General features: G+C 64.0%; 19 protein-coding genes. 8 read left to right on the top strand and 11 right to left on the bottom strand.

What is annotated here, in order from left to right:
- Positions 1 to 149: 149 nt before the first annotated feature.
- Positions 150 to 365: a hypothetical protein gene (locus tag U4Y88_RS15990; protein ID WP_310633376.1), complete on the bottom strand. Its 216-nt coding sequence runs from the start codon at positions 363 to 365 to the stop codon at positions 150 to 152.
- Between the two features lie 168 nt (positions 366 to 533).
- Here U4Y88_RS15990 and U4Y88_RS15995 point away from each other — a divergent pair, with 168 nt between their 5' ends.
- Positions 534 to 971 carry a hypothetical protein gene (locus tag U4Y88_RS15995; RefSeq protein ID WP_321784969.1) on the top strand — a complete coding sequence of 146 codons (438 nt, stop codon included), beginning with the start codon at positions 534 to 536 and terminating at the stop codon, positions 969 to 971.
- Positions 972 to 1049: 78 nt separating this feature from the next.
- On the opposite strand, the gene U4Y88_RS16000 is transcribed toward U4Y88_RS15995, so the two are convergent.
- The gene (locus tag U4Y88_RS16000; RefSeq protein WP_321785469.1) at positions 1050 to 1301 is read right to left on the bottom strand and encodes a hypothetical protein; all 252 of its coding nucleotides are present in this window, start codon (positions 1299 to 1301) and stop codon (positions 1050 to 1052) included.
- 428 nt (positions 1302 to 1729) lie between these two features.
- Between U4Y88_RS16000 and U4Y88_RS16005 the strand changes: the two genes are divergently transcribed.
- Positions 1730 to 3091 (top strand): MFS transporter, encoded by a 1362-nt coding sequence (locus U4Y88_RS16005; protein WP_321784971.1) that lies wholly within the window; start codon positions 1730 to 1732, stop codon positions 3089 to 3091.
- A gap of 147 nt (positions 3092 to 3238) precedes the next feature.
- On the opposite strand, the gene U4Y88_RS16010 is transcribed toward U4Y88_RS16005, so the two are convergent.
- The 7 genes from U4Y88_RS16010 to U4Y88_RS16040 all read right to left on the bottom strand — a co-directional run bounded on the left by U4Y88_RS16010 (position 3239) and on the right by U4Y88_RS16040 (position 13466).
- Positions 3239 to 4348 (bottom strand): CAP domain-containing protein, encoded by a 1110-nt coding sequence (locus tag U4Y88_RS16010; RefSeq protein ID WP_321784973.1) that lies wholly within the window; start codon positions 4346 to 4348, stop codon positions 3239 to 3241.
- A 498-nt stretch (positions 4349 to 4846) separates the two neighbouring features.
- Positions 4847 to 5200, bottom strand: a complete 354-nt coding sequence (locus U4Y88_RS16015) for a DOPA 4,5-dioxygenase family protein (RefSeq protein WP_224016837.1) — start codon at positions 5198 to 5200, stop codon at positions 4847 to 4849.
- A 146-nt stretch (positions 5201 to 5346) separates the two neighbouring features.
- A complete protein-coding gene (gene ilvA / locus U4Y88_RS16020; RefSeq protein ID WP_321784975.1) occupies positions 5347 to 6930 on the bottom strand; it encodes a threonine ammonia-lyase, biosynthetic in 1584 nt (527 codons plus the stop codon).
- Positions 6931 to 7480: 550 nt separating this feature from the next.
- Positions 7481 to 8506: a ParB/RepB/Spo0J family partition protein gene (locus U4Y88_RS16025; RefSeq protein WP_321784977.1), complete on the bottom strand. Its 1026-nt coding sequence runs from the start codon at positions 8504 to 8506 to the stop codon at positions 7481 to 7483.
- Positions 8496 to 9179 carry a ParA family partition ATPase gene (gene parA, locus U4Y88_RS16030; protein ID WP_224013137.1) on the bottom strand — a complete coding sequence of 228 codons (684 nt, stop codon included), beginning with the start codon at positions 9177 to 9179 and terminating at the stop codon, positions 8496 to 8498. The genes U4Y88_RS16025 and parA overlap by 11 nt, the downstream gene beginning before the upstream one ends.
- Before the next feature lie 1134 nt (positions 9180 to 10313).
- Entirely contained in the window at positions 10314 to 11690 is a 1377-nt protein-coding gene (locus U4Y88_RS16035) for a replication initiation protein (RefSeq protein WP_321784979.1), read from the bottom strand.
- Between the two features lie 1443 nt (positions 11691 to 13133).
- Entirely contained in the window at positions 13134 to 13466 is a 333-nt protein-coding gene (locus tag U4Y88_RS16040) for a DUF4148 domain-containing protein (RefSeq protein WP_321784981.1), read from the bottom strand.
- Positions 13467 to 14024: 558 nt separating this feature from the next.
- Between U4Y88_RS16040 and U4Y88_RS16045 the strand changes: the two genes are divergently transcribed.
- The 5 genes from U4Y88_RS16045 (at position 14025) to U4Y88_RS16065 (ending at position 19474) form a co-directional block, all read left to right on the top strand.
- A complete protein-coding gene (locus U4Y88_RS16045) occupies positions 14025 to 15662 on the top strand; it encodes a HAMP domain-containing sensor histidine kinase (RefSeq protein ID WP_321784983.1) in 1638 nt (545 codons plus the stop codon).
- Positions 15659 to 16348 (top strand): response regulator transcription factor, encoded by a 690-nt coding sequence (locus tag U4Y88_RS16050; RefSeq protein ID WP_224013141.1) that lies wholly within the window; start codon positions 15659 to 15661, stop codon positions 16346 to 16348. The genes U4Y88_RS16045 and U4Y88_RS16050 overlap by 4 nt, the downstream gene beginning before the upstream one ends.
- Before the next feature lie 182 nt (positions 16349 to 16530).
- Positions 16531 to 17205, top strand: coding sequence for a response regulator transcription factor (locus U4Y88_RS16055; RefSeq protein WP_224013155.1), 675 nt, complete (start codon positions 16531 to 16533; stop codon positions 17203 to 17205).
- Between the two features lie 6 nt (positions 17206 to 17211).
- Entirely contained in the window at positions 17212 to 18738 is a 1527-nt protein-coding gene (locus U4Y88_RS16060) for a HAMP domain-containing sensor histidine kinase (RefSeq protein WP_321784985.1), read from the top strand.
- 25 nt (positions 18739 to 18763) lie between these two features.
- Complete coding sequence (locus U4Y88_RS16065; RefSeq protein WP_224013143.1) at positions 18764 to 19474, top strand: response regulator transcription factor; 711 nt, start codon at positions 18764 to 18766, stop codon at positions 19472 to 19474.
- Between the two features lie 171 nt (positions 19475 to 19645).
- Here U4Y88_RS16065 and U4Y88_RS16070 read toward each other — a convergent pair whose 3' ends face one another.
- Positions 19646 to 19927, bottom strand: coding sequence for a DUF4148 domain-containing protein (locus U4Y88_RS16070; RefSeq protein WP_224013144.1), 282 nt, complete (start codon positions 19925 to 19927; stop codon positions 19646 to 19648).
- A gap of 281 nt (positions 19928 to 20208) precedes the next feature.
- Between U4Y88_RS16070 and U4Y88_RS16075 the strand changes: the two genes are divergently transcribed.
- Positions 20209 to 21189: a sulfonate ABC transporter substrate-binding protein gene (locus U4Y88_RS16075; RefSeq protein WP_321784987.1), complete on the top strand. Its 981-nt coding sequence runs from the start codon at positions 20209 to 20211 to the stop codon at positions 21187 to 21189.
- A gap of 114 nt (positions 21190 to 21303) precedes the next feature.
- Here U4Y88_RS16075 and U4Y88_RS16080 read toward each other — a convergent pair whose 3' ends face one another.
- Complete coding sequence (locus tag U4Y88_RS16080) at positions 21304 to 23037, bottom strand: metallophosphoesterase family protein (protein WP_321784989.1); 1734 nt, start codon at positions 23035 to 23037, stop codon at positions 21304 to 21306.
- Between the last annotated feature and the right edge of the window lie 145 nt (positions 23038 to 23182).

Below are 23182 nucleotides of genomic sequence, written 5' to 3' on the forward strand. Positions count from 1 at the left end.
TTGCGGTACTGCGTGCAGCGAAGGGGGGCGAATATTAGCGAAGCGTCACCGTTCGCGCAAGCCCTATCACGAAAATATTCCGAAAAAGAAAAGAGGCGCCACGCGCCTCTCGACTTCGCCCACCCTCATCCCGCAGCTGGCCGCCCGCTCTATGACTTGCCGCCCTTCGGCGGCTTCTTGAACATCGCCTTGCACGGCGGCGACAACTCGTCGTAATGCTGCTTCATGCACGCCGTGATCTTCTCCTTATTAGGAATATCGCTCGCGCAGAAGTGGAACGCGTCGCCACGGCACGCGTGCTCCTGCTCGTCCTGCGACGCCGCCTGCCCCGCACCAGCCGCGCTGGCCAGTGCGAGTCCGAGCATCCACGCGGCCGCTCGCAGTGTCGATCGCTGAGTGTCAGTGTGCTTAGCCATCTCGCTGTCCTCGTGTGACCGTATTCAGCGACGAACTGCAAACCTCGTTCCCGGCACGCCGTTTGCGCGACCGGCAAAACCCCATGACGAGGCGCTGCGCCCCGCAGCGATGCCACCATGAAGACAGCGATTGAACGTCTCGCGACCGGCGCCGCCTTCGCGCTCGCCCTGACTGCGCCGCTCGCCGCCCACGCCGACGACAGCGCCAGCCCGTGTGCCGCCCTCAAGCGCATCGTCGCTGCCGCTCCGCAGCACTTCGCCGGTTTGACCCCCGACGATGGCCGCGCCGTCGCGCAACCCTATGGCGACGACGCCCAATGCGCCGCCAGTCACGGCACCTATCAGTGCATCTGGAGCGCGCGCGATGCGGGATCGGGGACGAACGCGCTCGAAGGCGTCGGAGCCGACATCGCGTCCTGCCTGCCCGACGCCACACACGACGGCAACGCGCCCGGCCACCAGCACTTCTATCTGGGAGCACGCGGTAGCCGCACGGAAATCACCGCGCAGACCGACGGCGCCGCGCGCGTGAAACTGACCGTCTCCCATCAATAAGGAAACGGGAGGTTCATCCCGCTGAAGGCCTTTCGCCTCGTGCGTGCGCGATGTGGAAATCGGCACCGAAGCGCCGTCTCACATCCCCGGCGCGGTACGCACGCCCGCCTGCGGTGCGCCGTAACCGCCCGCTTGCGCATTGTTCGGCAGACCGTTAGCCAACTGTCCGCGCGGATCGGTCGGCCCGACCGGCAACTCGCCCGCCTGACGGTTGCCGTGCGTGGGATATTCGCTGCCGCGCGGGGCGTTCGGCATCAATTCGAGGCTGTTTTGCGGAGCATGCAGATCGTCCGCGGGCGAGAGCTGCGCGAACGCGCTCGCTGCGGGCAGCGCGGCGGCAGCCGCAACCGTGGCGGCGATCAGGACAAACGCGCCAGCGCGCGCGGTGGGGGAAAACGTCGGGATCTTCACGTCGGACTCCTTCGGCCATCGAGGCCAAAACCAGGCCAAAACTGCACCACCCAACCCGATACAGCTTCGACATGCCGGCGAGCCGCGTGTTCGCATCGCCCACGCATCGCCCACGCATCGCCGATCACTTCGCCCATCACTCCCCTGCGCCGCGCTCACGCGCCGCCGCGCGATCACGCCACAGCCACGCGCTCACTCGATAATGTCCCCGATATCGGCCGCGCACGCACGGGCGTACTATTCGTGCTCGGCATTCCGAGCCATTTCAGGCCATGCCAGTATAAGAAACGGGCGCCGCCGCGAGCGGACAACCGCCGCGCGCGCCCACGCAACGCCAGGAGACATTCATGACCCGCAGTCCCGCCGTCAACGTCCAGACGTTCCTCAACGAGCATCCCTTCTCGCCGTTCCAGTGGTTCATCTTCGCGATGTGCTTCGCGATCGTCCTGCTCGACGGCTTCGACACGGCGGCGATCGGTTTCATCGCGCCCTCGCTGCTCGGCGAATGGGGCATCACTAAACCCGCGCTCGCGCCGGTGCTCAGCGCCGCGCTGTTCGGCCTCGCGTTCGGCGCGCTCGCCTCGGGCCCGCTATCCGACCGGCTCGGCCGCCGCGCGATGCTGCTCGGCTCGGTGCTGCTATTCGGCGTCGCCTGCCTCGGCTCGTCGTTCGCCACCAGCATCGACCAGCTCACGTGGCTGCGCTTCGTCACGGGCGTCGGGCTCGGCGCGGCCATGCCGAACGCGGTCACGATGATGGGCGAATACTGCCCCGACAGCCGCCGCGCGACCATCATCAATCTGATGTTTTGCGGCTTCCCGCTCGGCGCGGCGTTCGGCGGCTTTCTCGCCGCGTGGATGATTCCGCACTTCGGCTGGCGCAGCGTGCTCGTGCTCGGCGGCGTGACGCCGCTCGTGCTGGCCGTGCCGCTCGCGCTGCGCATGCCCGAATCGGTGCGCTACATGGTGGCGAACGCGAAGCCCGCCGAACGCATCCGCGCCGCGCTCGCGCGCGTGTCCGCCGACGCGCTCGCGGCCCAGTCGTTCACGATAACCGAAACCGCACCGCACGCCGAAGGCAAAGGCCTCAGCGTGGTGCTCTCGGGCCGCTACCTGATCGGCTCGCTGATGCTGTGGATCGCCTATTTCATGGGCCTCGTGATCTTCTACGCGTCGATCAACTGGATGCCGCTGCTGCTCAAGGACGCCGGCCTGCCGCCCGCGCGCGCGACGCTGATCTCCGCGCTGTTCCCGCTCGGCGGCATCGGCGCGGTGCTGTGCGGCGTGCTGATGGACCGCTTCAACGCCAATCGCATCATCGCGGCGTGCTACGCGCTCACCGCGCTGTCGGTCTGGATGATCGGCCAGGCGGTCGGCAACGTCGGCGCGCTCGTGCTAATCGTGTTCGTGGCCGGCGTGCTGATGAACACCGCGCAGTCGTCGATGCCCGCGCTCGCCGCCGCCTTCTATCCGACCTCGGGCCGCGGCACGGGCGTCGCGTGGATGCTCGGCATCGGCCGCTTCGGCGGCATCGCGGGCTCGTTTCTCGTGGCCGAACTCGCGCGCCGGCACTTCACGTTCGCGGGTATCTTCGCGACGATCGCCGTCGCGGGTCTCGTGTCATGCGCGGCGCTGCTCGTGAAGCAGGCGGCGCGGCCGCAGGCGATCGAGGCGACACGCGCAGCGAAAACCGAATCGTTCGGGCATTGAAGCGCGCAGCACGCGCTACGCGATTTCGCGCGCCGGACGCGCGCACATGAAAAAAGGGGCCGCTCGATGCGGCCCCTTTGCTTTGCTGCGCTCGCTCTGACGTTTTCGTTTTGACGTTTTCGCTTCGCCAGATTCGATGCGCAGCGATCAGAACTTCGGCAGCGGACGGCTCTGCGTGCTCTGCACCGCCGAATGCGCAACGCCCGACGCGGCGGTCGTAAACGTCCATGCCACGTTGATCGAATAGGTCTGGTTCGACGAATCCGTCAACACGCCGGTCACCTGCACCGTGTAGGTCGTGCCGCTGGCGAGCGCCGAATACGGCACGCACATCGCCGCGTTGCTGAGTTCGGCGGGCGTGGTTTGCGGCGTCTGCGCAAGACAAGAAACGTTCGCGCCGCTGGCCGACGTGATCGTGAAGTTCAGCGAACTCAGCGTGGTGCCGAAGGCGCTCTGGACCGTCACCGGGTAGCCGACCGTCGTCATCTCGTAGCTCGGCTGGCTCGCGAACGGATTCGGATCTTCGTTGGCGAACCAGCTCGCCGGCACGCCTTGCTGGCCCGAGTACGGATACGCGACGAGCGTGGTGGCGGACATCGTGTCGGCGCCCGTGCTGCCGAAGTCGATGTTGAACGCCTCCCAGTTCGCGTTCGTCATGGAACCGACGCCCATCTGCGTGAAGTCGTCGAGCATGACGATGCGATGGAACGGCGCGTCGAACAGCGTCTCGACCGGCGACAGGCTGTCATTGAACGCGGCGGGCTGACCGGCCACGACCACTTCGCCCATCATCGAGTACGAGCCTTCGGCCGCGATGCGGTCGTAGGGCGTCGCGCCCGTGTAGCCCGTGTGGCCGGCGACTTCGCTATGGCCGTAGGTCTGGTTGTCGACCAGATAGGTCGCGTGGTCGAGCGATGCCGTGGCGAGGCCGGCGCTGTTCGTCAGCGTGGCGAGGCCGACGTTCTGGCGCACCGCGTTGAGCCAGGCGATGCCGTCGGTGGTCGCGTTGCCGCTGGCCGAAGGCAGCGAGGTCGAGGTCGCGGCGGGCGCGAGCAGCGCGACGCCGCTCGTGCTGCCCGAGCCGTTCGTCGACGGCACGCTCGTCGAGGACGAACGCGTCGAACTGCTGCCGGACGAGTTGCTGGAAGCCGAACCGGACGAGCCGGACGAATCGCCGCCGCCACCGCCGCCGCACGCGGCAAGTAGCGCAGCGGCCAGTACGACGGCCGCTTCGAGTTTGAATCTGGAAAACCGCATGACAAGCCTTTTGTTGTTTATTCGAGAAGTCGCCCCGGCCGGTGTAATGCCGGTGAGTCCAGCGAGTCTGATACCGAATGACACTCCCTGTGCGTCACGCTGCGAACGACGTTCGACAGCGTTCAACCCGGCAACGAAAAGCGTCGTGCAGAATTGATTGCGCGTCCTGACTAACGGCAGGACACGATTGAACTTGAGGAATCGTGCAGAAGCAGATATCGACGTATTTTTGCCGGACGTATCCGGCAAAGCGCGCGATTATGAAGGAATGCAAAGAGGGCTGGAACAGCCGATTGACGCAGCATTCAGGGGCGATTTCAACTGATGATTCAACCCTGCTTTAAATGCCGGTTTAGCGGTAAAAATTACGTCAATTTTGAAGCGCGCGTGGTGGCGCTTCAGGGCCGCTTTAAAGCGTTTTATTCACACGTGCATTACTCACACGATTAGCGTGTTGAATCAGATGGCCGTGTCGGCGCGACGACGCGCGCCTGCATCTCAGACGCCGAATGCGCCGAGATTCAGCGTATGCGAATGACCGATCCACACGGCGGCATCGCGATGATCGCGCAGCGAGTCGGACGTATTCGGATGCACGAACACATCGAAGCGGCCGTGATTGAGCGTGAGCCAGGCGAATACGTCCGCGAAGTGCTCGTTGGCAATCGCAAGCTGATACGACCACATCGGATGCGGACCCACCGGACGCTCGTGGAAACGACCGATTTGCACGGTCTTGCCCCAATGTGTATCGATAATTTCACGCAACGCCCAAGCGGCATCGCGCGTGTCGGCATCGAAATAGATGTGCGCGTGCCAGCCGGTAATTTCAGTGGGATCGATTCGAGTCATGATGATGCGCCTGAAGAACGGGAATGCGGAAATGCAGCGGAAGATCGAACCGATATTTTGCCGCGAATCGCGGCTTTGTGTTCCCGGCCTCGCAGCGTGTCGGGCAGGAGGCGCGGGAACATGTCCACCATCGTCAGGATGACGAATTACTTCAGGAAGAGCCGATAGGCCGGATTCTGCGTTTCCTCGTAATGCGGATAACCGAGCGTCGCGAGGAAGCGGCGGAACTCCGCGTCTTCAGCCGCGGGCACCTGAATACCGACCAGAATCGAGCTGTAATCGGCGCCCTGATTACGGTAGTGGAACAGGCTGATGTTCCAGTTCGGCGCCATCGACGAGAGGAAGCGCATCAGCGCGCCCGGACGCTCCGGGAATTCGAAGCGGAACAGACGCTCGTCGTGCGCGAGCGGCGAACGCCCGCCCACCATGTAGCGGATGTGCTGCTTCGAGAGTTCGTCGCCGGTGAGATCGACGCACGGAAAACCGTGTTCGACGAAGGCCTGCGCGATCTGCTGCGACTCGCCGCGATTGCGGATCTGCACGCCGACGAAGATGTGCGCGCGTTCGGCGTCGTCGATGCGGTAGTTGAATTCGGTGACGCTGCGCGTGCCGACCAGTTCGCAAAAGCGCTTGAAGCTGCCGCGTTCTTCGGGGATCGTCACGGCGAACACCGCTTCGCGCGCCTCGCCGACTTCCGCGCGCTCGGCCACGAAGCGCATGCGGTCGAAATTCATGTTCGCGCCCGAGGTGATCGCGATCAGCGTCTGGCCCGCGACGCCCTCGCGCTCCGCGTACTTCTTCGTGCCCGCCACGGCCAGCGCGCCTGCCGGTTCGAGCACGCTGCGCGTGTCCTGGAAGACGTCCTTGATGGCGGCGCAGAGCGCGTCGGTGTCGACAGTGACGACTTCGTCGAGATACTGCTGACAGAGCCGGAAGGTTTCCTCGCCGACCAGCTTGACGGCCGTGCCGTCGGAAAACAGGCCGACTTCGCTCAGTTCGACGCGCTTGCCCGCCTTCAGCGACTGCGCCATCGCGCACGAATCGTCGGTCTGCACGCCGATCACGCGGATCTCCGGGCGCACGGCCTTCACATACGCGGCCACACCTGCCGCGAGACCGCCGCCGCCGATCGGCACGAAGATCGCGTGAATCGGGGCCTGATGCTTGCTGAGGACTTCCATCGCGACGGTGCCCTGGCCGGCGATCACGTGCGGATCGTCGAACGGATGCACGAAGGTCAGGCCGCGTTCTTCCTGCAGACGGACGGCGTGGGCGTAGGCATCGCTGTAGGACTCGCCCGCCTGGACGACTTCGACGGTCGGGCCGCCGTGCGCGCGCACGGCATCGACTTTCACCTGCGGGGTGGTGACCGGCACGCAGATCACCGCCTTCACGCCGAGCCGCGCCGCCGAGAGCGCCACGCCCTGCGCGTGATTGCCCGCCGACGCGGTAATCACGCCGCGTTCGAGTTGCTCGGGCGAAAGATGCGCCATCTTGTTGTACGCGCCGCGCAGCTTGAACGAGAAGACCGGCTGGTTGTCCTCGCGCTTGAGCAGCACCGTATTGCCGATGCGCGCGGAGAGATTCGGCGCGGGTTCTAGCTCGGTTTCCCGGGCCGCGTCATAGACGCGCGCGGTGAGGGTCAAACGAAGGTAATCGATCGGCTGCCCGGTCGGCTGCGTGTGGCGTGCTTCGGCTTCGACTGCGGTTTGGCGCAAATTGGCCTGCATGACGGCTCCTGTGCTGTCTCTTGTGATACTTGTTTAGCCAGGAGGCGGAAATAAAAAACCCGCCTCGTGGGGCGGGTCGTTGTCGTTTTTGCCAGTCGTACGCTAACCCACCATTCGAGGAATGGTGCGAATAATCAGCGAAATCGGGCTTTGGCGACGGTTCATTCTCACAAGCATGGCGTAGGCGGCAGCAATTGTCAATCTATTGCTGTCCGCACGAAAATGTCTCGATAACTACGAATTACATTCACATCAATACATTTCTGCACTATCTGGTTTCATGCGTTCAGGTTTACGGACATAAAGTCACTTTGACCCTCAACGAAACGCGCCTACGCGTGAAACATTCTAGGAATTATCTCATATCCCTTTGATTTTGCAACGTTTTCAGGGCGGTGAAACTGATCCGCCTGTGTTTCACGGTTTCGACCCCCGCCCCTGAAAACCTCCGAAAACCAGCGCGGAAGGCCGAGAAATGCACGAGGGCAGGTGCCTGACGGCCCTGCCCTCCTCCGCGCTTTCAGCGCGAGAATTTCGATGAAGCGTGCACTCAATCGGCGGCGACCGGCTCCATCTCCGACGCCCATTCATCGATGACGGCCTTCATCCGCTCGGCCAGCCGCTGCTGATCTGCGGCCGCGATGCCTTTGAGGTTCAACTCCGCACGGCCATCGCCGAACAGCTTGAGTTCGCCGAGCGCCACACCGTCCGGCCGGCTGAATTGCACACGCGATTGATAATGCGTGCGACGCGGGCCGACGCGTCGCGCCCCCGCCTCAGCAGACGCCGCCGCTTCGAGCTTGCGCACACTCGCCTTCCCTTCGATCACCTGCTCGAGCCAATGCTCGGCGACGCTTGCGCCCGCGCGATCGAAAATCAGCTTGATGTTGTAGGCGTGGCCCAGCCCGACATCCTGGCGATTCTGCGCCATGCGTTGCAGCAGATACGGCGGCAGCGACGTCAGCGAAATGACCTTGCTGATGTGCTTCGGGTCCTCGCCCACGGCGATACCCAACTCGGTCTGATCGACATAGACGCCATCGTCAAGCAGTTTCTTCCACGCCAGCGCGTCGTCGAAAACCGTCTGCTCCTCGCGCTCCTTGTTCGCGTGATAGGCGCGCAGATAGAGATTCTGGTTGTCGAGACCCTCGCGCACATCGGCGTCGATCAGCTTGTCGCCGCGCGAGCGCGCCGCACGAATACGGCGCTCGCCGTCGACGATCACATACTTGCCCGGGAACTGCGGCAAACGCGTGACCAAAATCGGCGTGATCTGGCCTTGGCTGGCAAAGCTCTCAGCGAGTTCGTCGATCGTTTCCGCGCTATAGAACGCGCGCGGATTGTACGGATTCGAAACGACGTCATCGACGGAAATACGCGTCACGGCGTGCGTGGTCACCGTTTCGACGACCGCTGCGACCTCCACTTGAGGCTCGGCTTGTTCGATCGGAGCCGCGCCCGCGTCGCGCTGCGCGATGCCGACGACATCGCCATCGGCCAGACGTTCGCCTGCCGATGCACGCTCGACGGCCATGCCTGCGCGGACTTTGCTCGTGAAATTGAGCTTAGTTGCCATCGACCACCTCCTCTTCCTGGACGAGCGCGATGATTTCGTTGTAGACGGCGGTGATCTCGTCCCTGGCGATCTTCGTGCCGCGGACACCGCGCACGTCGAAAACCGTACGGCCGAGCGCGGCGGCCTGACGATACAGCTCACGTTGCTTGACCGTGGCAGCGAGCACGCGGACGTTGCTCTCGGCCAGGATCGCACTCATTTGCGTATGCAGGAGCGTCTTCGAATTCGACTTATTCAGCAAAATTGCGAATTTTCCAGCCGGATTTGCGACGCGCGTACGCTCAACCAGCTCCATCATCCCTTCGCTACTCCAGATGTCGATGGGAGAAGCGTCGGTCGGGATGATCGTCGCGTCGGCAACGGCGAGAACACGGGCAGTGGTCAGATCGTTGATGTTCGGCGGGCAATCGACGATCACGACGTCGTAGTCGTTGGCCAAAGCCGCAACTTCAGGGCCAATCATCTTTTCAAGCTTATTGATACTGCCGACACGGAATGGAAGCGGAGTTTCTGGGCCCGCTGCTGCGCACCAGCTCATGCACGATTGCTGACCGTCGGCGTCGGCGACATAGACTTTGTAGCCTTCGGCTTGAAATGCACCAGCCAGATTCATGCTGGTGGTGGTTTTGCCGACCCCACCCTTTTGGTTCGCTACGGCGATGACCAGACCCATTCGGTTCTCCATGCAAAGTTCAACGGAGGAGTGATTCCACGTGCAATCTCCACGTGGAGACTCTCCAGCAAGTCTTTTGGGAGTCTAACGGCAAGTTAAAGTAAATTCTAGCTTCTAGCCCGAAATCGTTGCCCGCTCACAACCAAAATAGCCATTTGGATAAGGGCATGAGAGGGTTTTGCTAGTTTCTTGGCGAAAGATGTCGGGATGATGTGACGTGGAGTTGAAGGTGTCGGCAGTTCTCCACGTGGAGAGATGGTCTGGAGACTTATCGGAACTTACGGAGAGAGGCTCGCGAGAATTAAGGCAAGCCCATCTTTTGATTAAGGCATCGCGCGTAGTTAGGCGTATCAGGATTGTTGAAATCGAATTGGCGATTCAGTAGAGGCAACGCACGGCGAGAAGGAATCTCCACGTGGAGATCGCCTGTGACCACGCTCTGCTCAATACGGCAAAAGTTGGCGACTGACTCTTCGCATTTGGACACTCCCGTTCGCAACATACAGCGTGAACGTTCAATCGTATGCGATGTGAACCGCTACCTACGTCACGATCTAGGCATATCGATAGCGCCGGTCTCCACGTGGAGATCTCCGCGCGATCTTTCGGCGCTCAGACACCATCGGCGAAACGTATGCTGCATCTCACAGATTAATGATCATGCAGCACCAAAAGACGCACCGTTTAGGTCGCAAAGGTGATCAGCATCTCGCCAGCAGAAGTTGTTCACTCAGATCACTCAACTCTCCACGTGGAGAATTGCAGAAGCGCACGGACAGTCGAGGCCTAGTGGGAGTCAATACGACAACAGGGTAATGAATGCCTTGGAACGACTTCACTGGTCTCGTGAGTTAGCTTCCGTGCCACCCTCAGACGCCCACGCGTAAATCTCCACGTGGAGATTCAACCAATCCAATCCCCACAGCAAGACAGCAGCCAACACAAAGAAAGCACAGAGAGCAGCAACACCGCCCTCGCGCTTCCACTCAGCAAAATCCCAACTATTCGGAAAATAGAGAGAGTGAAATTTACCTATGTATTTTTATTGGGCAAATTTCACCAGTTTTTCTTGCTTCGCCGAGGCCTTCAGTCCTCGAACGCAACCGGGGCGAACTCTTCGCCCCGGGTCACAGATCACTCTTCGCGCGTCTTCAGCGCGAGTTCGATATCGCCCATCGCCTGCAGATCGCCGGCGGCCGGACCTTGCTGTCCGCTGAGCAGGAATTCGAGCAAATCGGTCGCCGTCGGCTGACCCCAGGTATCGAGCACGACCCAACGGAAAAAGTTCGTCGATGCCACCTTGCTCGGCACCTTCGACGTCGAGACCTTGAGCTTGTCCATGCCGACCGTTTCGTTGTAGCGCTTGATGAGCGCCGTCTGGTCGTCGTATTCGAGCTCGTTGAAGTACGAACGCGCCTCGTTGATCTTCGCGGCGATATAACGGTCCTTCACCTGATCCTGGCTCTCGCGCGCCTTGCCCGCATCCGGCGCGGCGCCGGCAGCGACATTCGCACCCGGCAACTGATAACCCTGCATCAGCGCCTTGCGGAAGTAGGCCGCCACGTTCGCGAGCGGCGCGGCATTCTTCTGCGCGACGCGGGCCGCCGTGTAGGCTACCGCGGTGCGGATCTTTTCCTCGCCGTACTGCTTGAACAGGCGGCGCGCTTCCGAAACCGGAATGCTGAACTTCGACATCTCGCCGATCAGCACCGTTTCGTTGGCGCGCAGCTCCTGCGACGGATCGGTTTCCGGTTTGCGCGTTACGCGAAACTGCAACGCGACGACGGAGCGCCCCACCTTGTGCTCGATCAGCTCGAAGTTGTGATCCGAGATCTCGTTGACTTCCTTGATGCACGGCACGAGCACGCGGCTCTTGAACTGCTTGTAGAGCTTGTACGATTGCGCCGACGTATCCTGGCCGAGAATCAGATCGCGCAGGGTCGCGAGCGGAAAGCGCGCGGTCACGCCCACCGCCTCGTATCGCACGACGTTTTCCCAGAGCGCAAGCGAATGCGCTTTCCTGAATTGACGCGTGATCCGCATGTCGATCATCGCGTAGATTTCAGGGTTCAGCAGTTCGCCGCGAATCTGTTCCGAGAACGTATAGCGCAGCACCGAGCGCTCGAGCTCGGCGCCCGCGAGCAGGCCGGATGCTTTCCAGATGCTGCGTTTGTCCTGCGTGAGGTAGTCCCAGTTGACCACCGTGCTGATCAAGGAGTTGATCGTTTCCTTGACGTATTCGGTGTTGTTGCTGTTCAGATCGACGTCCTGCGAAAGGGCGGAGATCGTGATCTCGAACGAGGAGCGGCCGGGCTCGAGAGAGTCCTGGCGGATCGCGTTCTTGATCAGCGAGCTGAACATCTTGCGCTGCTGGAGACTGATCGACCCGGACTTCGGTGCGATGTGAATCGCGGGGACCGCCTTGCGGAACAGATCAGGCGGCTGGCCTTGCTGGAATACGAGTGCGCCTTGTTTGTCGGCATCGCCGGCGTCGGCCTTTTTTCTTGCCATATGACCCACGTGAAAAGGGAACCTGGTCGGTTGGTAACTGTATACCAACCGACCAGGTGACTCAAGGCCGCCGTCACGTCTGTGCGAGAGCACGACATCGCTCGTCAGAAAGGTTGACAGACGCCGTCCTCAACCCGTGGGGGAGGCCGCCCGATCGTGCTCGACACGTTCCAATGAATCGAGACAAGCTCCCAAATCCGGTGACCTTTTGCTCTCAAACCCACGTTTGGGCTCCCATATTTGACCACCTTTAGCGTAAATGTGAGTACTTACTATCGTCCAAAAGTTACCCACAGGTGCACACCTATGGGATTTTGGCCGGAGAAGCGCGATCAGCCGTTCCCAGCCCTGATGCAGAAGAAACGTCCCATTGACGGTAACCTTTGCCTCTTCCCATAACTGGCGACCTGAAACACTCCGAGCCAAGGGGTTTCTGGGCAATGCGAGCCGTTAGATCCACCATAACCGGCTACCTTCAATCGATCCCATAATCGGGTACCCCAGAAAAAGCCTTGTCCGCCAGGTCAAGCGGGGTGGAGTTCCCAGAAATCGCGATGCAGGATACCTATGCAACCCGCGATTGAGGTCCACCATAAAGCGTTACCTTGAAAATCTCCCATAACCCGTGACCCAAAACGGGCATTCAGCGTCGTGAATCACGCTAGACCTAGCCCAGAAGCCCCATAAGCCGCCACCTTTGATGCTTCCCATAAACGGTGACTTGAGGGCTTTCCGGGCATTTTTCCCATACGGCGCGACCTTGCTCCCATATCCACACCCTCAAATCCCCATGCGAGGGCACCGAAATCCCATATCCACAGCCCCGAATCCCCATAGCAGGTACCGCAGTCCCCATAGTGCGCGACCTATTCGGCCGCAAACCCTTGCCAGGTAAGGCTTTCAGCTGCCTAAAGGTTTACTAAAGGTTCTAAAGCGTATTGAGTAAACACTAAAACCCGTGTCCGATAAGAGAGACGTCTCCCAAAACCGGGACCCTTTGCAAATGTAAGTGGTCACCAACTTCGCTGATCCCATGCTTGGTGACCTTGTCGCGATGGAGCTGCAGACAAGCTCCCACATTCCGTTACCTTAGCGCGTTTACCTCGTTAACCACTTTCAGTATACGTATCAACTCATTGATTTTTAAGGGCGCAACTGCAACGGGTCGCAGAATATGGGAGCTACGAAGTGCATGAGGTCACCGTCTATGGGACCGGCGCGGACGCCGTTTCTGCACGACTCATCGAGGTTGAACGCGCGAAAGGTCCCCGCTTCCCATATCGGGTTACCTGCGCCAGGTACCCGAATATGGGATCGCAGAAGTCAGGAGGCGAACGCCAGGAGAAGAAGATAGAAGGCGCGACCCTCGTTACGTGGGCCACGCGTCATGAAGGTGCACTGCAACAACCCGCGCGGTAACCTTGGCGGCCACCGCACCATCGGTCAGTCGGCCTGAGCGGCACGGACCGGCTGCGCGGTCGCGGGAGTAGCCGCAGCGGTATGCCGGGCCGTGCAATCCTGCCGATAAAGGTCACCCAGACGCTGCTCGGCGGCTTCCAGATCGCTCGGGTAATCGTTGTCGACGGCGTGCTCGTCGTAGCCAACCAGAGAGAGGTCGTGCAGCTCCTGCATCAACTGGGCATGGGTAACTTCGTGTGTGGGCCGCCTGAACGGATAACCGTGGCATTCCTGGGGCGTCAGATGCGGGGCGGCGAAGGCGCTCGCGCTCGCCGCGCCGATGAGGGGAATTAACGCGAACCTGATCAGGTGCTTCACGGCTGTCTCCTTTTGAGTAGGGATGGCGCGTCAGCATCGACTTCGGGATCGACTGCGAGATTAGCGACCGGCACGACAGCCAACGTCAACGCGAAATCCAGAATAAGCAGCCGCTCACTTCGCCATCCGCTCATCAGGATGAAACAACGTTCATGGTTTCGCGCGAGCCACGCTTTGACGACGAGCGTTGACGAAAAGCGCCGACGACCTCCATCGCGCGAATCGATGCCCCCGCACCCAACCCACGGCCACGCCCCTCGCGTTCCTCCGCATTGACAAACTGACAGCTACGCGTCAACCGCTGGTAAGAACATGACCCCCTCTTCATGGTCTTGATGCCGTTGCGCCGTGAGCGCCCCACTATCATGGCCGGGCACGCGCGCAACCGTCCCGATCGGACAGTCGGCGCGACGATCGAATGTCGTCGGCGGAACACGCCATCGGGGAGGTCACCATGTCAGTCAGCGAATTCACGCTGCCATCGCGTGCCGGGTGCGCCGCAGGCAGTGGACGCGGCGCACCCGGCGCGGCGCGGCACGCACCGGCGCGAGGCGCGCGATGAACCTCTCCGACTGGAACTGGATCGCGGGCCGCCCGGGCGCGTTCGTGCCGCAAGCGCCGCGCACGGGCGCGGCCCAGGCCGCCATCGGTCACGACCGCTGGCAGACCACCACCTTCCGCTGGTTCGCCGCCTACGCCGCGATCTTCTCGGTGTCGTTCATGGTGCTGCTCGGCTTCATCGAGTTCTCGGTCACGCGCGCGATGATCCGCGAGACCGACACCGGCCTGCGCTGGCAACTGCGCTACTTCGATTCGCGCGGCGACGACGCGCTCGCCGCCGCCATCGACACGCGCCTGCACCGCGAAAACCAGCGCCAGAACTTCTATGGTCTGTTCGCGCCCGACGGCCGCTGGCTCGCGGGCGACATCCACAGCCTGCCGGCCGGGCTGACGCTCGATCCCTGGGGCCGTTCGCACGAGCACGCGCGCGGCCAGACCGTGCGCCTCGACACCGGCATGGCCGTCCCCGCCCTGCGCGCGATGGGCGAAGTGCGCGCGGACGGCGCGCGCATCGTCGTGGCGCGCTCGCTGACCGACGTCCACCACGTCCACGACGAACTGCTGAAGGCGCTGTTCGGCGGCGGCCTGCTCTGCCTGTGCGGCAGCCTCTGCGCGGGCCTGTTGCTGAGCATGCGGCAGATCCGGCGCGTCGCGGAGATCCGCCGCGCGACCGGGCGCATCGCGGGCGGCGAACTGGGCGAGCGCCTGCCCGTCGCGGGCCGCGACGAGCTTGACATGCTCGCCGACCTCGTCAACCGCATGCTCGATGAAGTCGAGCGCCTGATGGCCGAAGTCAAGAGCGCCTGTGACGGCATCGCGCACGACCTGCGCACGCCGCTCACGCGGCTGCGGCTGCGCCTCTCGCACGCGGCCGAGTCGATGCAGCGGCGCGGCGAACCGGCCATCGCGAACGTGCTCGTCGACGCGCGCAACGAGGCCGACACGGTGCTCGAGCGCTTCGCGGCGCTGCTGCGCATTTCGGAGATCGGCGCGATCAAGCGGCGCAGCGGCTTCGCGCAGGTGGCGCTGCCCGCGCTCGTCGACGAACTCTGCGATCTGTACGCGCCGCTCGCCGAGGAGAAGGCCGTCGAGCTGCGCATCGCCGTGGCCGAGGTCGCGCCGATCCACGCCGACCGCGCGCTGCTGTTCGAAGCCTTCAGCAATCTGCTCGACAACGCGATCAAGTTCGCGCCGCGCGGCGGCGTGGTCGGCGTGACGCTGCGCGCGCGTCACGGCGGCCCGCGCTTCAGCGTCACCGACAACGGCCCCGGCATCGCGCCCGGCGAGCGCGACGCGGTGCTGGGCCGCTATTACCGCAGCGAAGCCGCGCGCCACGTGCCGGGCACCGGCCTCGGGCTCGGCATCGTCGCCGCGGTGATGCGTCTGCACGACTTCCGTCTGTCGATCGACGATGCCGATCCGCAGGCGCTTAGCGCCTCCACCGCGACGACGACATCGACCACGACGTCGACCGTCACGCCAGCCGCAAGCGCACCCGCAAGCGCACCCGCCTGCGCCGCCTCCGCGATGCCAACCGGCACCGCCACTCCCCCGACCGCAACGACAACCCCGGGCACCACGGTCGCCATCGACTGCTGGCCGTTTCACGGCTGGCCCAACACGCGTTATCAATGAGAGTTCTGCTGTGCTCCTCCTCCGACGCGGAGCGGGGCTATCTATACAAGGCGCTGAGCGAAAGCCTCAACAGCGTCGAGGTTGCCGACAACCTCTACTACGCCGTCTATCTCGCCTCGCACGAGCCGTTCGACACGGTGATCCTCTGCGCGGCCAGCGTGAACGCGCCCGAGGGCCTGCACGACGCGCTCGCGTCGTTCACGCGCCTGCCCGATGCGCCGGCCGTGGTGATCGCGCTCACGCGCGGCACGCCCGCCGATTGCGCGCGTCTCCTGCGCGCGGGCGCCGACGCCTGTTTCGTGCAGCCCTGGTCGATCCTCGAAATCCAGGAACGCATGCTCGCGCTGCGCCGCACGGCGCTCGCGCAGGCCGGGCCGTGCGCGGCGCGGCTCGATCCGCTCACGCGCGATCTGGTCGAGGACGAACGGCGCATCTCGCTGACCACGCGCGAATATCTGCTGGTCGAGTGCCTGCTGCGCCACGCCAACGCGCCCGTCGCGCGCGAGCAGCTGATCCGCTACGCGTGGCCGGAAAAGGGCGACGTCGAGCCGTCGAGCGTCAATCTGGTGGTCTCGCGGCTGCGCCGCAAGCTCATCACGCACGGCGCGCGCACGCAGATCGAGACGATCAACCGCTTCGGTTATCAGCTCGATCTGCGCGGTGCGCCCGCGCGCGCGAGTCAGTAAGACAGTCAGGCAATCGAAAGCCGGCGCGGGCCTGTCCGCCCCCGCCGCCACTGTTTCGCTGTTTGCAAACTTAAATTTAATTTAATGAAAGCCGGCGCGGCACGGCGGCCTCACGACGGTAAACTTGCATTTCGAGAGAGGCTGCGCGAGGGCGCGCGGCGGAGTGCGAGGACATGAGTCAGGTGCGTGTATTGACGGTGGAAGACGATGCCGTCACAGCGAATGAAATCGTCAGTGAACTGACACAACGGGGCTTTGCCGTCGACTGGGTCGACAACGGCCGCGACGGCATGGCGCGCGCGATGAGCGACGAATACGACGCCATCACGCTCGACCGCATGCTGCCGGGCGTCGACGGCCTGTCGATACTCACGGCGATGCGCACGGTCGGCATTCAGACGCCGGTGCTGATGCTCAGCGCGCTCGGCGACGTCGACGAACGCGTGCGCGGACTGCGCGCGGGCGGCGACGACTATCTGACCAAGCCCTTCGATCCCGAGGAGCTCACGGCGCGCCTCGAAGTGCTGCTGCGCCGCCGCCAGGCCGCGACGGTGGCGCGCGAGACCGCGCTGCGCGTCGGGCCGCTCGAACTCGACCTCATCTCGCGCAAGGTGCGCCGCGATGGCGAAGAAGTCGCGCTGCTGCCCACCGAATACCGCGTGCTCGAATTCATGATGCGCCACGCGGGCAAGACCATCACGCGCACCATGCTGTTCGAGGCCGTGTGGGGCTATCACTTCGATCCGGGCACCAACCTGATCGACGTCCACATGGGCCGTCTGCGCAAGAAAATCGATCCGCCGGGCGTGCCGCCGCTCATCCAGACGGTGCGCGGCTCCGGCTACATTCTCGGATAATCCCGCGTGCCCAGCCGTCCCTCCCCCGCCGCCGCGCCCGCCTTGCCGCGCCGGCGCTGGCACACCACCACGTTCCGCTGGCTGTGCGCCTACACCGCGTTGTTCGGCGTGTTTCTCACGCTGCTCGTCGGCTTCATCGCGTGGAGCGCAACCAGTTCGATCGAGCGCGATACCGACTCGATCATGAGCTGGCAGCTCATCTACTTCGATTCGATTCCCGACGCGCAACTGCCCGACGCGATCTATCAGCGCCTCGAGCACGAACGCATGCACGTGAACTACTACGGCCTCTTCACCGCCGATGGCCGATACGTCGCCGGCGACCTGCTCGAAGTGCCGCCGAACATCACCTACGACCGCGTGGGCTGCACGCTCAAGCACACGCTCAAGCTGCGCGACCGCAAGCAGTCGCCGATCGTGCGCGCGATGGGTGAAATCCGCCCGAACGGCATGCGCCTCGTGGTCACGCGCGACATGACCAACGTGCTGGAGATCCGCGAATTCGTGGTGCGCACGCTCGTCGTGGGCGCGGTGCTCGCGCTGCTCGGCGCGGCTGCGGGCGGCCTCGTGCTCGGCATGCGCCAGATCCGCCGCGTGCGCGAAATGCGCCGCGTCACGCAATGCATCGCGCGCGGCGATCTCGACCAGCGCCTGCCCGTGGGCGGCGACGACGAACTCGACATGCTCTCGCACCTCGTCAATCACATGCTCGACGAAATCGAGCGCCTGATGAGCGAAGTGAAAGGCGCGTGCGACGGCATCGCGCACGATCTGCGCACGCCGCTCGTGCATCTGCACACGCTGCTCGCGCGCATTGCCGAACGCGAGAGCCTGCGCGCCGACGAAGAAGGCGCCGACATGCTCGATCGCGCGCGCAGCGAAACCGGCCAGCTGCTCGAACGCTTCCGCGCGATGCTGCGCATCTCCGAGATCGGCACGCTGCACCGGCGCGGCGGTTTCGCGACCGTCGATTTGCAATCGCTGGTGCACGAACTGGCGGAGCTGTACGAGCCGCTCGCGGAAAGCCGCGAGGTCGAATGGCGCGTGAGCGCCGAAACGGTGAGCGAGATTCACGGCGACCGCGCACTGCTGTTCGAGGCGTTCAGCAATCTCATCGACAACGCGATCAAGTTCGCGCCGGAAGGCGGCATCGTCAGCGTGACACTGCGCGCGACGCCGCTCGGTCCGCTGCTCGAAGTCGCCGACAACGGTCCCGGCATCGCGCCCGCCGAACGTGCCGCCGTGCTGCAGCGTTTTTATCGCGGCGATGCCGTGCGCCATATCGCCGGTTCGGGCCTCGGCCTGAGCGTGGTGGCTGCCGTGATGCGCGTGCACGATTTCACGCTGCGCATCGACGATGCGCCCGAGTTCCCCCCGGCAACCGATGCCGTCGATGCGTCCGATGAAAGTGCGCGCGCGCACGAAGGCGCGCAAGCCAGTACGCCACAAAGCGCAGCGCAAAGCGCGGCGCAACGACCGGGCGGCCCCGGCGTGCGCATGAGCGTCGAATGCTGGCCGCGCGCGCTCACCTGACCGTCGTCACCCTCTAGAAGAAACCATGCGCATTCTGCTCATTTCGCCGAGCCACGCCGAAGGCGCCTGGCTGCAAAAGGCCCTGCAGGAAAGCGCGCACAGTCTGCAACGCGCGGAAGAACTGCGCGACGGCCTGTACGTCGCGGGCGAGGAACCGTTCGACGCCGTGATCGCCGTCGCGCTCGAACGCGCGCTGCTGCCCGAATTGCACACGCTCCTGCCCTCGCTCGCGAAGGTGACCAACGGCGCGACGATCATCGCCGTGCTCGGCATCGAGGCGAGCGCGCACGACCGCTCGCAACTGCTGCGCGCGGGCGCCGATGCGTGCTTTCGCTATCCGTTCTCGTTCATCGAGATGCACGAGCGCATGCTCGCGCTGCTGCGCATCGGACCCGCGCTCGCGGTGTCGCCGGCGGCCGACAGCGCGGCGACCGCGCCGCTGCTCGACGCGAGCACGCGCGAGATCGTCGAAGGCGCGCGCCGCGCCGAACTCACGCGGCGCGAATATCTGCTGATCGAATGTCTGCTGCGCCAGGCCAACATGCCGGTGCCGCGCGATCAGATGATCCGCTACGCGTGGCCCGAGAAAGACGATATCGATCCGTCGACCGTGAACCTCGTCGTCTCGCGACTGCGCCGCAAGCTCGAACGCGAGGCGATCGAAGTGCGCATCGAAACCATCAGCCGCTACGGCTATCAGCTCACGCTGCCGGGCGCGAACGACGCGCGCGCCTGAGATCGAAACCGGCCTCGCGCCGCAAAAGCGCAAGGTAACCATTTGTGGGAACTGAGGTCACATGCACGCGCTGCGCCGTGCACCTGTGTACTGAAAAAAGAAACGGCACGCGAAGCTCGCGTGCCGTTTGCGTTTGGGCCGATGCGCGCGAAAACACCGCGCAGCAAGGGCTCAATGTGCGTAGAGCGTCGAATTGAGATACGCGAGCTGACCGTCCTGCTCGGCTTGCACGAGTTCGTGATACACCTCGGCGCGGGTCTTCTGATGCACCGGTTCACCATACGGCGCTACCCAACCGCCGGCTTGCGCGGCGGGTGCGGTGCTGGTGGCGGCGACCTGAGTGGCGGCGGCCTGCGTTTGCGGCTGGGAAGCGGCGGGGTTCGTGGTCTGTGCGAAAGCGGACGTGGTGACGACGACACCGGCGAGCGCAGCAACGATCATGAGCGATTTCATGGGACTATCCTCCAGAGAACGTATTTGATTGGCCGGTAAGCGAATGCGATGGCTTGCATCCCGGTAGAGAGAGAATAGTTAGGTCAGCCTATCGAACCCGATGCAGCAATATGAAAGAATGTTCATCGGCGCGCGAGGAATCGTTGAGAATTGCGACGTCGAAACGGCCGCCATGCGCGATGCTTAGTCCTGTGGCTGATTTGAATCGCAAAACTCAATCGTTCTGAATCGGCGTAGCGCTTCGTAGAATCGACCGGACCTTTCAATCCGATGCCGATCCCATGAGCACACGCCGCGATTTCCTCAAACTCTCGCTGGGCACCGCCGCAACGGCGCTGCCGGTTTTCGGCACCTTCCTTGGCCCTTTTACCGCCTCGCGCGCATTCGCGGCGAGCGGGTCGCGCACGCTGCGCATTGGTAACCAGAAGGGCGCGCTGAGCATCCTGAAGGGCCGCGGCACGCTCGAAACGCGGCTCGCGCCGCTCGGCGTTTCGGTCACGTGGACCGAGTTCAACGCGGGCCCGGTGCAGCTCGAAGCGCTTAATGTGGGCTCGATCGATTTCGGTGATGTCGGCGACGCGCCGCCGATCTTCGCGCAGGCCGCGGGCGCGCCGCTCGCCTACGTGGCGGCCACGCTGCCGCGTTCGCAATCGGAAGCCGTGCTGGTGCCGCGCGATTCGACGCTGCGCACGGTCGCCGACCTGAAAGGCAAGCGCGTGGCCTTCAACAAGGGCAGCAACGTGCACTATTTCCTCGTGCAGCTGTTGCGCAAGCACGGCCTCGATTACCGCGACGTGCGCCCCGTGTTTCTCGCGCCCGCCGACGCGCGTGCGGCCTTCGAGAACGGCTCGATCGACGCGTGGGTGATCTGGGACCCGTTCTATGCGGCGGCGCAGGCGACGTTCGGCGCGCGCGTGCTCGCCGACGCGAGCGGCGTGGTCGGCAATCGCGGCTACTATTTTTCGTCGCTCGATTATGCGAAGCGCAATCCCGATGTGATCCGCGTGCTGATCGACGAAATCGCGAAGGCCGACGAATGGGGCAAGAACCATCGCAGCGAGTACGCGGGCGAGCTGGCGAAGCTCTGGGGCCTGCCCGCGCCCATCGTCGAACAGGCCGTGGCGCGCACGCAGTTCGGCACGGTGCCGATCACGAAGGCGATTCTCGGCGAGCAGCAGAAGATCGCCGATACGTTTCTCGAACTCGGCCTCGTGCCCAAACGTATCGACGTGTACGAAGCGGCGGCGCCTGGGGTGGCGTGACCCCGTTCGCTACGCACCGCTCGCCGCAAAGAAAAAGCGCCGCATGATTCGCGGCGCTTTTTTTATCGGCGCAAACGCACCGATATGCGACTACCCGAGCGATTGCCCGAACCACTACCCGCGCGAATTCTCCAGCGTGATCGTCTCGAACAGCTCGTAGTTCGGCGTAGGCGTCTGGTCCGCGCCCGGCGCGTGATAGTAGTTCATCGTGATGGTGGTCTTGCCGCTGTGCGCGCCCGGGTCGACGTCGAACACCGCGATCCCATAACCGGTACCCGTATCGCGCTGCGCCGACCAGATGGCGTCCTCGACCGCGTCGGCGCCGGGGCGCACGAACGTGCCCGCCGTCGCGCCCGGCACCGGGCGATTGGGCTTCGTGAAGATCTGCGCCTGCGGCAGGCCGTTGCCCGCATCGACGCCGTAGACGTCGAGCGGCGCGCTGGTGCCGCCGCCGCCGAGTATCAGGTGGATCGTGCCGTGACGCGTGTCGAAGGTGTTGGCCGCCGATTGCGCGTGCGTGACGGGCTTCGGCTGCAGCGTGTCGACGGGCGCGCCCGTCTTCGCGTCGGTGCCCGCGTGATGGTTGCAGCCGCGCACCGGATAGCTGCGCTCGTAGTCGTGATCGTGGCCGCACACCACGAGATCCACGCCGTAGCGATCGAACAGCGGCAGCCACGCCTCGCGGATGCCCTTGTCCGAGCCGTTGCCCGTCTTCGACGAACTGAGCGCGTCCTGATGCATCTGCACCACGATCCAGTCGATGTCGTCGTCGTGCGCGGCATCGCTGAGCGTGCGTTCGAGCCAGCGCGTCTGCTCGCCGTTGCTGTAGCCGCGCACGTAGAACGAGGTGCCGGGCGCGACGGGCGCGTTGCCCGTGCTCGCGGCGGGCACGAGCGGCGCGGGGCCGGCGACGAACGCGGCGGCGTCCTGATAGACCACGTCGTCGGCGTCGAGCGAAATGAACAGCACGTTGCTCACGCGGAAGCGATACCAGCGGCCCGCGAAGCGCGAGCCGTTGTCGGGCAGCGTGTAGCGCGCGAGGTAGGAGTCGAGCCCTTGCGCGCCGTTGTAGAACTCGATTTCGTGATTGCCGGGGCAGGGCATCCACGGACGGTTCGACGCCGACGTCTGCGCGTTGTTGCCGAAGTCGCGCCACACCTCGGTCTGGTGCGCGGGGTTCAGGTTCGCGTAGCAGAGGTCGCCGTTGAGCAGGTGAAAGAGCGGCTGGAAGCGCTCGACGGCTTCCACCGCGAAGCGGCTTTGCGGCGACGACAGCACCCAGCCCGTGTTCGGCGTGGCGAGGTCGCCGTAGCTCGTGAAGCGGAACGGCTTGCGGCCGTGCGGCGCGGTCGTGAAGGTCGCGTTGAACGGGCTGCTCGCGTGGCTGTCGTTGTCGGCGGTGACTTCGTAGCGATAGGTCGTGTCGGCGTGCAGGCCGCGCAGGCGCGCGTGATACGTGAACACGACCACGCCCGTGAGGCCGTCGGTGTAGGTGCGCTGGAGCGCGTCGACGGTTTCGCGGCGGCCGCGGTCCGCGCCATAGCTCACGCGCGGGCGCGTGGCCGCCGCGAGCGAGGCCCACGAGATCACGACTTCGTTCGTCGGGTCCGCGCCCCAGGTCAGGTGGATCTGCTCGGGCGTGCCGTCGGGCGTGGCCGTGTCGGCGCGCGCGACGCCCGCGAGCGCCGCGGCCGCGCCTGCCGCGCTCGCGAAGCCGGACGCGCCCGCGAGCTTGAGGAAGCCGCGCCGCGAGACGTTCGCGGCGCTGTCTGCGCTGAGGTTGTTCGTGTTGCCGATGCTGCTGTTGCTGCCGGTGTTCTCGGTGTCGGGACTATTTTTCTTCGTCATCTGCCATCGCCTCGTGAATGGAGCGCCGAAGCGAGCGCTGCCGTGCGAAAAATGCGCGGCGGATCGTGCACGCTTCGTCGCAAGCTTCGTGGAGTGTCGGCGAAACGATGGCTTCCTTACATGACCGCGCGATGACATCGGCGGC

The sequence above is a fragment of the Paraburkholderia sp. J94 genome (assembly GCF_905220285.1).
Lineage (GTDB): Bacteria > Pseudomonadota > Gammaproteobacteria > Burkholderiales > Burkholderiaceae > Paraburkholderia > Paraburkholderia tropica_A.